This window comes from Bifidobacterium sp. C0047B3 (assembly GCF_056590535.1).
The window spans coordinates 64,451-76,962 of record NZ_JBWPWH010000003.1 but is presented as its reverse complement, the minus strand read 5'-3'; the positions used below and the strand labels follow the sequence as shown (position 1 = coordinate 76,962).

Here is a 12,512-nt window from a genome sequence, read left to right as displayed (position 1 = left end):
ACGAAGAGTTGTAATATAGCTCACTTTTATTGCAATTGTGCATTGTGAAAACAGTGAGCGTTAACATGCTGTGTTTTATGAGTGTTTTTGTGAATTTTTTGATAGTTTCCAGTTGCGTTTTTGCATAACATTTTACGAATCAATATTGTTCAATTGAACAACGCATGTAATTTTAAAAAGAAAAAAGCTGACGAGTTTTAAAGTAAAAGATTCTCGTCAGCCATTTGTGCAAACTAAAGTTTTCGCCTATTCGTTATACGTCATTGCTTCAGCAGCTGCAGTAGTCGAATATGTTGGAGTAGTCTCGCTTTCAAGAGGAACTGCTAATGCTTCCGATATAGAAGTATCAACTTCGCCTAAATCTCCAATTGGTCTTTTAAACCAGCTCACCTGTGGCAATGGGGTGTTAATAGGGAAGGTTACAATAAGTGTTCCTTCATGAACGTCAATATGAGCTGGCGTATCATTTAATAATTCGTTACTTAAACCTTGTACAGCATCTCCATGCATGGTTGCGTGTTTAAGCTGATACTTTAATCCAACTTCATTTACATCATTAGAAACTGGAGTATGAGAAAAAACGGAAACTATACGCAAATCATCTCCAGATGATGCTGGAAAATCAAGAGATCCATCATGTATTGCTGTAACAATTTGACCGTCGCCATACAAGAATCCAATTCCACCGCGACGTGCTAAACGAACCATAAGTTGAATATTAGAAATAGTATGGTCAACTCGACCACCTAATCCTCCGAAAATATGAAATTCTCGAGAGCCTTTAGCCCAACCGACTTTTAACGCAGAAAGTAAGTCCGGATCATCTTTTTCTGCAGGCAATCTAGTAATAACTGCATCAGTAGGGAGTTTTAATCTAACAGAGTCAAAATCGCCGATGAGTGCATCCACATGCAAACCTAATTCACATGCATGATCCCAGCCTCCATCAGCTGCAATTGTTAAAGCGCGATCTGGCACATGCTCACGCGTATGATCGTAATAATCTCCTGCTGCTAATACTACGCAGCGTTGCAAAGGTTCCATAGCAACATAATAACGCTGCATTTGTACTGATGACATACATTTATAACAAGAGTTTATAAGCGTAGTGTCAACCAACATTTGACTATGTTTTATGCCATTTTTCGGATTTGATATTAGCGTATTTGATTGCTTTTATTTCGGCAAATACAGGAATTTTTAGACTAATACTCGCTTAACATAAAGTGCTTGGTGTAATATTGCATGGCAAGTTAGATTTTCCAAGTTATTATGGATTTTCGTTAATTATTTGCTAGTAGACTAACGTAATGCTGTGTTGTATATTCTACGAGGAGAAATAAATGTGCGGAATTGCAGGGTTCATTAATGACACCCCAATTAACGTCAAAAGCCAAATTGTAAAAGATATGACAGATGTGATTGCGCATCGTGGTCCTGACGAGTATGGAACTATGATTGACGAACACGCAGCACTCGGTTTTCGTCGACTTAGCATTATAGATCTTCACGGTGGATCCCAACCTATGTACAACGAGGATGGGAATCTTGCAGTTACTTTCAATGGCGAGATTTATAACTACAAGCCACTTCGCGAAGAACTTATTAAAGCTGGTCACACTTTCCACACTGATTGCGACACAGAAGTATTAGTGCACGGCTACGAAGAGTGGGGTAAAGGCTTACTTAATCGCTTACGCGGAATGTTTGCATTCGTTATTTGGAACAAGAGTACTCAAGAATTGTTCGGCGCTCGCGATCATTTTGGTATTAAGCCTTTTTATTATGCGCAAATGAACGGTACTTTTATGTACGGATCCGAAATTAAATCTTTACTGCGCCATCCAGATTTTAAGAAGGAACTTAACGAAAATGCGCTTAAGCCGTTTATGACATTCCAATATCCTGCAATTAACGAAACTTTCTTCAAAGGCGTTTTTAAGCTGCGTGAAGGTAATTGCTTTACGTATAAGAATGGCGAAATGAAGATTGAGCAATATTACGATCCTAATTTCAAAGAAACAAAGCAACGCTTGAATGAATTAGTTGATTCTATCGATAAAACAGTTTGTGATTCTGTTAAAGCTCACCAAATTGCGGATGTTGAAGTTGGTTCGTTCCTTTCTTCTGGAGTTGATTCAAGTTATGTTGCCGCTGTTGCGCGCCCTGAACACACATACTCTATTGGTTTTGCCGGTGGAAGATACAATGAATCCAAACAAGCAAGCGAATTGGCAAAAATTATTGGCTTAAACAATAAATCTGAAATTATTGACGCTGCTGACGCATTCCGTTATTTCCCACAAATTCAGTGGTATTTGGACGAGCCTGATTCTAACTTCTCTTGCGTCCCATTATTCTTCCTTGCAAAATTAGCTTCGCAAGATTTACGCGTTGTGCTAAGCGGTGAGGGAGCAGATGAATTATTTGCAGGATACATTGATTATGGTGTTCATACGCGTTCTAAACTTATTAAAGTTGTGACTCGCATGCTTGCAAAGTTGCCAAAAAAGTTGCGTTACGCGATTGGTCGAGCTGCAAAGGGTAAGCATTTCCACGGAGCTTGGCATTTGTACGCTAATTTAGCTCCAGCTGAGGAGCATTTTATCGGTCAGTCAAAGGTTTTCAATGAGGAAGATGCTGTAAAACTTTTGAAGCCTGAGTATCGCAAAGGTCCTAGCGTTCGCAGCATTGTCGATTCTATTTACAATAGAATTGCTGGTAAGGGACTTTCTGAAGTGAAGAAAAAGCAATATCTTGATATGCATCAATGGATGCCAGGAGATATTTTGCTTAAGGCGGATAAAATGACTATGGCTCATTCTTTGGAGCTTCGCGTGCCTTTGCTTGATCGCGTGCTCATGGATGTTGCAGAAAAAGTTCCTACTAAATACTTAATTACTGACGAAAATACGAAGTTTGCTTTCCGACAAGCTGCGTCCCGTCATTTGCCAAAAGCTTGGTATGACAGAGAAAAGCTCGGTTTCCCTGTGCCGGTTAAGGATTGGTTGCGCGAGGAACGTTTTTATAAGATTGTGCGTAAGACGTTTGAAAGTGACGACGCTGCTAAATTCTTCGATAGAGATGCTTTACTTCGTATGATTGACGATAATTATGCAAAGAAAAATGACGATCGTCGTAAGATTTGGACAGTTTACACATTCCTGACTTGGTATGATGTGTACTTTAATCATGATGGATTGAAGCCTGAGCCAATGCAGTTAGCGTAGAAATCGCATAGTTCTAGCTTTGATTTGTGGCAGTCAAAACACGTTTCGTGTGTTGGCTGCCTTTTTGTCAAGGCTTCTAGTAGAATAGACATTCGGCTTGAGTAATCAAGAAAGTGGGATGTCCCCACCTGGAAGCCTACTGTGGTTTCGGGTTCATGACTTCGGTCACGCAAGTTTGCTTTTTGTGCTGCTTGCTGCGCTGTTTATAGCGTCTTATTGATATGAAGTAGTGAATCCTAATCTCTTGGACTTCTTGGTGTATTGCATCTTACAAGTATTTAGAAGGATTGGAGTCATCATTAGCGACGAACCACGCATTAACGAGGAAATTCGAGTCCCTCAGGTGCGCCTTATTGGTCCAAAGGGCGAGCAAGTGGGAGTTATCGCAACCTCTGTCGCGTTAAACCTTGCAAGGGAAGCTAACCTCGATCTTGTCGAAGTTGCACCTACTGCTAAGCCTCCAGTAGCCAAGCTTATTGACTACGGTAAGTACAAGTACAACGAAAAGATTAAGGCTCGTGAAGCACGTCGTAATCAAACCGTCGCAGAGGTTAAGGAAATTCGTTTCCGCCTTAAGATCGACGATCACGATTTCGATGTGAAGAAAGGTCATGTGCTTCGTTTCTTGAACGGCGGAGACAAGGTAAAAGTAACTATTATGTTGCGTGGCCGTGAGCAATCTCGTCCGGTTGGTGGCGTTGAATTGTTGCGCCGACTTGCAGATGAGGTCTCTGAAAGTGGCACAGTAGAGTTTGCGCCAAAGCAAGAAGGTCGAAATATTATTATGACTCTTGCTCCAAAAGGCAAGAAAATTCATACACAGTCTGAGCAGCGTCGTCGCGGCGCTGAATCTCGCGCTGAGCGTCAAGCTCGTCAGGCTGCTCGTCTTGCAGCTAAGCAAGAGGTTCAGTCACAAGCTGCAGCTGCAGTAAATGCTATGCAATCCGATCAACATCACAAGGAGGGCAGCAATGCCGAAGATGAAAACTAATTCCGCAGCGTCCAAGCGCGTTCGTCTTACCGGTACCGGTAAGGTGATGCACGATGGTAGCGCCATGCGCCACAACTTGGAGCACAAGTCGGCTCGTAAGCGTCGTGCTCTTTCTGAAGATAAAGTATTGGCTACTGCGCAGAGCAAGAAGCTTAAGGGCTTGCTCGTTAAGTAAGTAACAAGTAAGAATTGCTTGTAAACGAATACGCAATCGAAAATTTTTAAGAAAGCTGAGGAATACTTATGGCACGAGTAAAGCGCGCAGTAAACGCTCACAAGAAGCGTCGCGTTGTTCTTGAGAGGGCTTCTGGCTACCGCGGTCAGCGCTCCCGTCTTTATCGCAAGGCAAAGGAACAGCTGCTCCACTCATTTACTTATAACTTCCGCGACCGCAAGGCTCGCAAGGGTGATTTCCGCAAGTTGTGGATTCAGCGCATTAACGCAGCAGTTCGCGCTGAAGGCATCACTTACAATCGCTTCATTCAGGGCTTGCACTTGGCAGGCATCGAATTGGATCGTCGCGCTCTTGCTGAGCTCGCAGTTTCCGATATTGAAGCTTTCAAGGCTGTTGTTGAAGCTGCTAAGGCTGCATTGCCAGCTGATGTAAACGCTCCAGTTGAAGCCTGATTTTGCTTTAATAGAGTTTTATTTTAAGCCCACCAATTTAGGTGGGCTTTTTCTTTTAAATCAACAAATTTACTTATTAGCTATAATTATTTTTATGCGCTCAAATCTTGATTCTGACAATAAGAAAAATAATATTCCTAAAGAGTTTGCACTTTATATTCAACGCTTTATTGCGCATATTGATATTGAGCGTGGTCTTTCTAAAAAAACAGTATCTGCCTACGCTTCAGATTTGCAAGATTACACGTGCTGGCTTTACGACGAACGAAAAATAAAAGATATTACTACTATTTCTCAATTAGATATTGAATCATACATTCGAACTTTGAATGAATTAGGGTTGGGGGCTAGAACAGTTGCGCGTCGACTTGCGAGTATTCACGAATGGCATCGCTTTATGCTTGCCCATGGCGACATACAAGCTGACGTTTCAGCGCAAGTAAAAGCTCCAAAACAAGCCGAGTATTTGCCGGATGTTTTAAGTATTGAAGAAGTAGATAGAGTTATTGAAGCTGCAGGGAATTTTGGAAGTTCCGATGCTATTTCGATTAGAGATACTGCGCTTCTCGAGTTTTTATACGCTACTGGAGCGCGAATTTCGGAAGCAGTTGGCGTAAAATTTGAAGATATTGATTTAAACGAGTCTGTTGTAAAACTTACTGGTAAAGGCTCTAAGCAGCGTTTAGTTCCGATTGGTGGGTGTGCTGTTCGTGCTCTTCGTAACTATATGGAGAAATCTCGCCCAGAATTAGCGTTAAAGGGTAAACGTGAATTGCACACAATCTTCTTAAATAAGAGAGGTAATGCACTTTCTCGCCAATCAGCATGGGGAATAGTAACGCAAGCTGGCGAGCGCGCAAAACTTGACAAACCATTGCATCCGCATACACTACGGCATTCTCTTGCAACGCATCTTATTGCAGGTGGTGCTGATGTGCGCACAGTTCAAGAGTTGCTTGGACATGCTTCAGTTACAACAACTCAAATTTATACGCATATTAGTCCTGACGCATTAGTTGAAGCTTACGTAATGAGCCATCCTCGAGCTAAATAATTTTATGCTCAGAGTTTCGTGAGTATACCTGTTGATAAAGTGGGGAACATGCCTACTGATTTACTTGGACGCGAATACGAAACTTTTCATGCTCCAGAGCCGTTAACTTCACACGGTCCTGCTCGCATTATTGCAATGTGCAACCAGAAAGGTGGAGTTGGTAAAACTACAAGCTCCATTAATATTGCTGGCGCATTAAGTCAGTATGGTCGTCGCGTTTTGATTGTTGATTTCGATCCGCAAGGTGCAGCAACAGTTGGACTTGGAATTAACGCAAATGCGCTTGATAATACAGTTTATACGGCATTATTTGATTCGTCTGTAGACGTTCACGATGTAATTCGTCATACTGAAACAGAAAATATTGATATTATTCCTGCAAATATTGATTTATCTGCAGCTGAAGTTCAGTTAGTAACTGAAGTAGGACGAGAGCAAATATTAGCAGGCGTATTGCGCAAAGTGCGCGACGAATACGATGTTATTATAGTCGATTGCCAGCCTTCTCTCGGCTTGCTTACTGTAAATGCGTTAACAGCAGCTGATGGCGTGATTATTCCACTTGCTGCAGAATTCTTTGCTCTTCGAGGCGTTGCTCTTCTTATGCAATCAATTGAGAAGGTACAATCTCGTATTAATCCAAATCTTAAAGTATTTGGAGTTCTTGTCACTATGTATACTCGCACGCTTCATAGTGAGGAAGTGTTGCAGCGCATTTATGAAGCTTTCCAAGATCGCGTTTTGCACTCTGTGATTTCGCGTTCTATTAAGCTGCCAGATTCTACAGTTGCTGCAGTTCCTATCACTATTTTTGCTCCTGAACACAAGACTGCAAAAGAGTATCGCGAAGTTGCGCGTGAGCTTATTGCTAAAGGTGTTGTTGCTTAAGTTTTTACGGCTTGATTTGCGCGAGTTTTGGGGGATTTCTTTATTTGCGATTTTATTTTACGCAAAGGTGAGTGATAGGAATTACTTGTCTCGCAGCGCTCCGCTCGTGTTTACTGTTGCGCGAGTTTCGGGGGATTTCTTTCCTCGCACGTCCCGTCCTTCAGTCGCTCTGGCTGCTAAAAGAGTTTAGTGTGTTCGTCTTTCTTTAAGAATGTTGCTCCATCAGTCCTCTTTTAGTGCTCGTAAAGAAATCCCCCAAACTCTGCGTGTTTAATCGTTAATAACCGTGTCTATCGCAGAGATTTTTCGATTTTTCTTCTTCGCTTGGCGAATCAGCAGCCTGCGGCTCTGACGTTCGCCTCGCTCAGTGCGAAAAATCTCAAATCTCTACCACACGAATATCCCTGAAATTAAAGTCGCGCAAATAAGCTGCGGGTGGGTGCGTGGTTTGTAGATTTATTTGTTCTGGTCTCGGCGGAGCATGATTGTTAATGTTCAGTAATCGACGGTAGTCATAGTCAGCAATACGATTGCAAAGCTTCTTATTCAGTGTGTTATTTGTAAAACTGTCTGCGCTCGCTAGTAAAATCGGTGCGGTTTGGCAGTTTACCTATTTGGGTGCTTGTCAATAATGTATATAGCTGCTGTTTTAGCTGATATTTATAGCTTAAGCGGTTGCATGTTAATAATTACTTAAACGCGAAGAATGGAAGAGGTTTGTGATGACTGTTCGCGGTGATATTCGAAATGTGGCAATTGTGGCGCACGTAGACCACGGTAAGACCACTCTGGTAAACGCCATGCTTCAGCAGTCGCACGTATTTTCTGAGCGCGAAGAAGTTCCAGATCGCGTTATGGATTCCAATGATTTGGAACGCGAAAAGGGCATTACTATTCTTGCTAAGAACACTGCTGTGCAGTACACAGGTCCATTAGCTGAAAAGTATGGCCATCCAGAAGGTATCACTATTAACGTTATTGATACTCCAGGTCACGCTGATTTCGGTGGTGAGGTCGAGCGTGGTATCTCTATGGTTGACGGCGTTGTTTTGTTGGTTGACGCTTCTGAAGGTCCTCTTCCACAGACTCGCTTTGTGCTTCGTAAAGCTTTGGAAGCTAAGCTTCCTGTTATTTTGTGCGTAAATAAGGTAGATCGTCCAGATGCTCGTATTGAAGAAGTTGTTGGCGAATCTACAGATTTGCTTCTTGGTTTGGCTCAGGATGTTGTTGAGGAAGGTATTGACCTCGATCTCGACGCTTTGCTTGATTTGCCAGTGATTTATTGCGCTGCTAAAGCCGGTTATGCTTCTGTTAACCAGCCTGAAAATGGTGGTTTGCCAGATAACGATAATTTGGAGCCATTGTTTGATTCTATTATTTCGAACATTCCAGCACCTGAATACGAAGAAGGCGCTCCTCTTCAGGCTCATGTTGCAAACATTGATTCCTCTGACTTCTTGGGTCGTCTCGGTTTAGTGCGAATTTACAACGGTACTTTGGAAAAGGGCAAGACTTACGGTCTTTCTCGTGTCGATGGTTCCATTGAAAACTTCCGTGTTTCTGAGCTTCTTCGCACTCGAGGTTTGGAGCGCACTCCTGTAGCTTCTGCAGGTCCTGGCGATATTGTTGCTGTTGCTGGCGTGAATGACATTATGATTGGCGAAACTATCGTTGACCAAAACGATCCAAAGCCGCTTCCATTAATTCATGTCGACGATCCTGCAATTTCTATGACTTTCGGCGTAAACGATTCTCCTCTTGCTGGAACTGAAGGCAAAGATCATAAGCTTACTGCTCGTATGATTAAGGATCGTTTGGATCGCGAGCTTATTGGTAACGTTTCTATTAAGGTTATTCCAACTGAGCGTCCAGATGCTTGGGAAGTTCAAGGTCGTGGCGAGCTTGCTTTGGCTGTGCTAGCTGAGCAGATGCGTCGCGAAGGCTACGAGCTTACAGTTGGTCGTCCTCAAGTTGTTACCAAGACTATTGATGGTCAAATTAATGAGCCTATGGAAAGCACTACGATTGACGTCCCAGAAGAGTACATGGGTACCGTCACTCAGCTTATGGCTGATCGCAAGGGTCGCATGGATTCTATGAGCAACCACGGTTCTGGTTGGGTTCGTTTGCAATTTACTGTTCCTTCTCGCGGTCTTATCGGTTTCCGCACTGCTTTGCTTTCTGCTACTCGCGGAACTGGTATTGCAAGCTCTATTTCCGCCGGTTATGCTCCATGGGCTGGTCAGATTGTGACTCGTCAGAATGGTTCCATGGTTTGCGACCGTAAGGGTGTTGCAACTCCTTATGCTATGCAGCGTTTGCAAGCTCGTGGTGTATTCTTCGTTGACCCACAAAGCCCAGTTTACGAAGGACAAATCGTTGGTATTAACAACAAGCCAGATGAGTTGGATGTAAATATTACGCTTGCTAAGCACATGACTAACATGCGTTCTTCAACTGCTGACGTGCTTGAAACTTTAACTCCGCCAATCAAGATGAGCTTGGAAGAGTCTCTTGACTTCGCTAACGAAGATGAGTGCGTGGAAGTTACGCCTGAAGCAATTCGCGTGCGCAAAATTATTTTGAGCCGCGATGAGTGGTACAAGTGGCGTGCCAAGCAGCGTCGTCAAAACAACAACGCTGCGTGATAATCGCAATATACCAATTAGTAATGAAACGTTAGGTTTTATTATGTCGTCGAAACCGTGGTCGCATTGCTTGCCTTCTTGGGGCAGGTATGCGATCACGTGTGTTTCTGCAGTAATATGCGCGTTGATTGGTACTTTTGCTCATCGCTGCGGTGCAATGGATAACATTCCTTACGGATTCGTATTATCTATGCTTTTGCTGTTTTTGTCTGCTTGGTGTGCAAGATCTCGTAGTGGTTGGAGTGGATTACTTATTCACGCAATAGTTTTTTCCGCGTTTGCTTGGATTCTCGCATTAGGTTTTATTGGCAGTGCAATTCTTGTACCTGTTGGTTTCACAATACCGTTGCCATGGTGTTCGCAATATGTGGGATATTTGTGGCTTTACGGTGTTATTGTTGCTCACTTAGTTTTGCTTTGTATGCCTCAGCGTTGGTTTGTTATTGAATAGTAAAATAAGTTAAGAATTTGCAATAATTTAAGCGCGACTTCGCTGTGAATTTTGCATACAAAGAAGTATTAAGCAGTATTAAGCAGTATTTTTACAGTACTCTTGATTACAATATTCTTAACTGCAACAGTTTTTAAGGAATACTTATGAATAGTAGTAACAGTAAGTGCTCACGTAAATTATGCTATTTAGGGCCGGAAGGTTCTTTTACGCATCAAGCAGCTTTAAAAGTTCAACAGCAGTTACAATCATTTGATAATTTGCAACTTATTCCAACTGCTTGCGAGAATGTTCTTAGTATTGCTAGTGAAATTGAAGAGAATCACAATTGGGGTGTTATTGCGTGGGAAAACAATATTGAAGGCGTTGTAATACCTAATTTAGATTTACTAATCGATGCAAAAAATATGGTTGGTATTGCTCGCGTCGGCGTCGATATTAGTTTTGATGCTGTTGTTTGCAAATCAGATTCAATCGATAATTGTTCTACTATTGTTGCTCACCCGCACGCGTTGGCACAATGCCGTAAGTTTGCTCAAGAGCGTGGATTGAAAGAAAAAACTGCGTCTTCAAATGCTGCTGCTTGTAGGGATTTAGTTCCTGGCGAAGTTGCTTTATGTCCTAAAATTTGTGCTGATTTATACAATAGGCAGATTGTGAGTGAAGCAGTTGAAGATTTTTCTGGCGCGCGAACTGAGTTTTTAGTGCTAGCTCCTCGAGATCAGGCTTTAGATTTTGTTAATGTGCAGCGAGAAAACTTTTCATCATTTTCCTCAATTATTGCGTTTATTCCGCGTTGCACAGGTGCTGGAGTGTTAGCAAATTTGCTTGATGTTGTGCGTGATCACGGTCTTAATATGACTTCTTTTATGTCTAGACCGATTAAAGGGCAAGGCGGTTTATACAGTTTTATTGCAACTGTTGATGCTGCTCCTTGGGATTTTATGTGTAAAGCTATGATTCAAGAGGTTGTCGAACATGGCGATTGGGTTCGAGCTTTAGCAGTGTATCCTTCCGATAAGCGCAATAATCCAGTTATGAATGATTGGATGCTGCCTCATGGTGGAGTGTGTGTTGAGCCTTCGGTTGATGCTTTGCGTAATTTGAACGTATTGCGTGCAGAAAGAGAATTATTATGGTAGAAGATGCTGAGTTTTCTCAAAAATTTTCTGTCGGTATTGTAGGTCTTGGTCTTATTGGCGGATCTCTTGCAAAACGACTTGCTAAATTGCCGGAATGTAGAGTGTACGCTTGGAATCGTCATCATGATCCGTACGAAGAAGCTAAAAGTTTAGGAATTACTTGCGTAGAAAAAGTGCAAGATTTAGCAAAACTTCGCCCAAATGTTCTGATTTTGTGCAATGCTTTGTTTGCTATGCCAAGTATTTTGCAGGAAATCGCACCTTATATTGACAAATCTCGCACAACTATCAGCGATGTTGGCAGCGTAAAAACTTTAGTTCGAGAGCAAGTAAAAGACGCAGGTTTGCAAGATTGCTACGTTGGTGCGCATCCGATGGCTGGAAGTGAATTTACTGGTTGGAAAGCTTCTAGTGATGAGCTTTTAAATGGTGCTTTGTGGGCTTTAACTGTTGATGATTCTACTGAGTTTTGGCGAGTTCGCAATGTTTTGCAAATGATTGTTTCGCTATGCAAGAATCGCGCAATAGTTTTGGATGATGCAACGCACGATAATTCTGCAGCTCTTATTTCTCACATGCCTCACGTTGTTGCAACTGCTCTTGCAAATGTTTTGTGCGAACAACCTAATCGTGCAATCGCTTTGCAACTATCTGCCGGTTCTTGGCGAGATATGACGCGAGTTGCTCTTACGGATCCGCAACGCACGCGCGCTATGGTAAGCGAAAATCGGCATAATACTGCGAAATTATTGCGTTCCGTAATTTCTGAGCTAACTTTTGCTGCAAATATGTTAGATAATGATGTTGAAACCGCGGATGCTTTAGAGCAAGAGTTTTTTGCTAAAGCTCAATCGTGGAGAGAATATAAATACCAGCAGCGCAACTCGTCTAAAACTAATACGCAACAAAGCGACGATGAGAAGCAAAATGATGATGCAAATAGCAGATTGTGGAAGTATGATTCCAGAAGCAATTGGCAGAAAGATTTGCTGGATTCCGCGCGCTTAGGTGAGTCTATTGTTGAACTTTTCGGATCCAATACTGACGAATCTTCGCAACTCTTATTGCGTTTAGATAGTTCGCTAAGAAACTTATAATGCGAGTTTCTCTTTAATGTTGCGCGAGTTTTGATATTTTTTGCCTGATTGGATGCTTGCACGTTCATGAAGTTTTGCAGTTGTGCTCTGCAGACGCTGATTCTCTATTGCATAGAGAACGCTAGCACTCATGCTGCTGCCCACACCACACCAGACGCACCTACCACACCAAAAAACACTAGCGGTTTTACTAGTAGTGGGAGATAGGAATTGCTTGGTCGAGCAATATAAAAGCGGAACGATAGTAATAATCTTGTTGACGAATACTATTTTTGCAGAAAAAGTAAGTAAAAAACTAAACTTAACCACGCAACCGCTAAGTCCAAATAAGGTATAAGAGCGGAGCGCTGCGAGACAAGTAATTCCTATCTCACACAGCCACTC

Annotated in this window: 11 protein-coding genes; 10 read left to right on the top strand and 1 reads right to left on the bottom strand. The window is 42.3% G+C overall.

Translation table 11 applies throughout. From position 1 onward, the window contains the following. Positions 1 to 246: 246 nt before the first annotated feature. Complete coding sequence (locus AC1EKT_RS04155) at positions 247 to 1,044, bottom strand: thiamine diphosphokinase (protein ID WP_415687026.1); 798 nt, start codon at positions 1,042 to 1,044, stop codon at positions 247 to 249. A gap of 299 nt (positions 1,045 to 1,343) precedes the next feature. Here AC1EKT_RS04155 and asnB point away from each other — a divergent pair, with 299 nt between their 5' ends. The 10 genes from asnB (at position 1,344) to AC1EKT_RS04105 (ending at position 12,128) form a co-directional block, all read left to right on the top strand. After that, positions 1,344 to 3,230, top strand: a complete 1,887-nt coding sequence (asnB, locus tag AC1EKT_RS04150) for an asparagine synthase (glutamine-hydrolyzing) (RefSeq protein WP_415686980.1) — start codon at positions 1,344 to 1,346, stop codon at positions 3,228 to 3,230. A 229-nt stretch (positions 3,231 to 3,459) separates the two neighbouring features. Next, a complete protein-coding gene (gene infC, locus AC1EKT_RS04145; RefSeq protein ID WP_415689314.1) occupies positions 3,460 to 4,221 on the top strand; it encodes a translation initiation factor IF-3 in 762 nt (253 codons plus the stop codon). Next, positions 4,202 to 4,396 carry a 50S ribosomal protein L35 gene (rpmI, locus tag AC1EKT_RS04140; protein ID WP_004128670.1) on the top strand — a complete coding sequence of 65 codons (195 nt, stop codon included), beginning with the start codon at positions 4,202 to 4,204 and terminating at the stop codon, positions 4,394 to 4,396. Before infC ends, rpmI begins: the two co-directional genes overlap by 20 nt. A 68-nt stretch (positions 4,397 to 4,464) precedes the next feature. Further along, a complete protein-coding gene (gene rplT, locus AC1EKT_RS04135) occupies positions 4,465 to 4,848 on the top strand; it encodes a 50S ribosomal protein L20 (protein ID WP_004105106.1) in 384 nt (127 codons plus the stop codon). Positions 4,849 to 4,942: 94 nt separating this feature from the next. Further along, on the top strand, positions 4,943 to 5,902 hold the full coding sequence (gene xerD, locus AC1EKT_RS04130) for a site-specific tyrosine recombinase XerD (RefSeq protein ID WP_415686979.1): 960 nt from the start codon (positions 4,943 to 4,945) through the stop codon (positions 5,900 to 5,902). A gap of 48 nt (positions 5,903 to 5,950) precedes the next feature. Then, positions 5,951 to 6,790 carry a ParA family protein gene (locus AC1EKT_RS04125; protein ID WP_004110398.1) on the top strand — a complete coding sequence of 280 codons (840 nt, stop codon included), beginning with the start codon at positions 5,951 to 5,953 and terminating at the stop codon, positions 6,788 to 6,790. Between the two features lie 722 nt (positions 6,791 to 7,512). After that, positions 7,513 to 9,438 carry a translational GTPase TypA gene (typA, locus tag AC1EKT_RS04120; protein WP_481616042.1) on the top strand — a complete coding sequence of 642 codons (1,926 nt, stop codon included), beginning with the start codon at positions 7,513 to 7,515 and terminating at the stop codon, positions 9,436 to 9,438. Beyond that, entirely contained in the window at positions 9,383 to 9,889 is a 507-nt protein-coding gene (locus AC1EKT_RS04115; RefSeq protein WP_481616041.1) for an alcohol dehydrogenase, read from the top strand. Before typA ends, AC1EKT_RS04115 begins: the two co-directional genes overlap by 56 nt. Before the next feature lie 146 nt (positions 9,890 to 10,035). After that, positions 10,036 to 11,031, top strand: a complete 996-nt coding sequence (locus AC1EKT_RS04110) for a prephenate dehydratase domain-containing protein (protein WP_481616040.1) — start codon at positions 10,036 to 10,038, stop codon at positions 11,029 to 11,031. After that, positions 11,025 to 12,128: a prephenate dehydrogenase gene (locus AC1EKT_RS04105; RefSeq protein ID WP_415687745.1), complete on the top strand. Its 1,104-nt coding sequence runs from the start codon at positions 11,025 to 11,027 to the stop codon at positions 12,126 to 12,128. The genes AC1EKT_RS04110 and AC1EKT_RS04105 overlap by 7 nt, the downstream gene beginning before the upstream one ends. Positions 12,129 to 12,512: the final 384 nt, after the last annotated feature.

What these genes read in the sequence shown, in the direction of transcription:
- rpmI (WP_004128670.1), top strand. Translation starts at nt 4,202, where the DNA reads ATGCCGAAGATGAAAACTAATTCCGCAGCGTCCAAGCGCGTTCGTCTT.
- AC1EKT_RS04155 (WP_415687026.1), bottom strand. Translation starts at nt 1,044, where the DNA reads ATGGAACCTTTGCAACGCTGCGTAGTATTAGCAGCAGGAGATTATTAC.
- AC1EKT_RS04105 (WP_415687745.1), top strand. Translation starts at nt 11,025, where the DNA reads ATGGTAGAAGATGCTGAGTTTTCTCAAAAATTTTCTGTCGGTATTGTA.
- AC1EKT_RS04125 (WP_004110398.1), top strand. Translation starts at nt 5,951, where the DNA reads ATGCCTACTGATTTACTTGGACGCGAATACGAAACTTTTCATGCTCCA.
- xerD (WP_415686979.1), top strand. Translation starts at nt 4,943, where the DNA reads ATGCGCTCAAATCTTGATTCTGACAATAAGAAAAATAATATTCCTAAA.
- typA (WP_481616042.1), top strand. Translation starts at nt 7,513, where the DNA reads ATGACTGTTCGCGGTGATATTCGAAATGTGGCAATTGTGGCGCACGTA.
- AC1EKT_RS04115 (WP_481616041.1), top strand. Translation starts at nt 9,383, where the DNA reads ATGAGTGGTACAAGTGGCGTGCCAAGCAGCGTCGTCAAAACAACAACG.
- asnB (WP_415686980.1), top strand. Translation starts at nt 1,344, where the DNA reads ATGTGCGGAATTGCAGGGTTCATTAATGACACCCCAATTAACGTCAAA.
- rplT (WP_004105106.1), top strand. Translation starts at nt 4,465, where the DNA reads ATGGCACGAGTAAAGCGCGCAGTAAACGCTCACAAGAAGCGTCGCGTT.
- AC1EKT_RS04110 (WP_481616040.1), top strand. Translation starts at nt 10,036, where the DNA reads ATGAATAGTAGTAACAGTAAGTGCTCACGTAAATTATGCTATTTAGGG.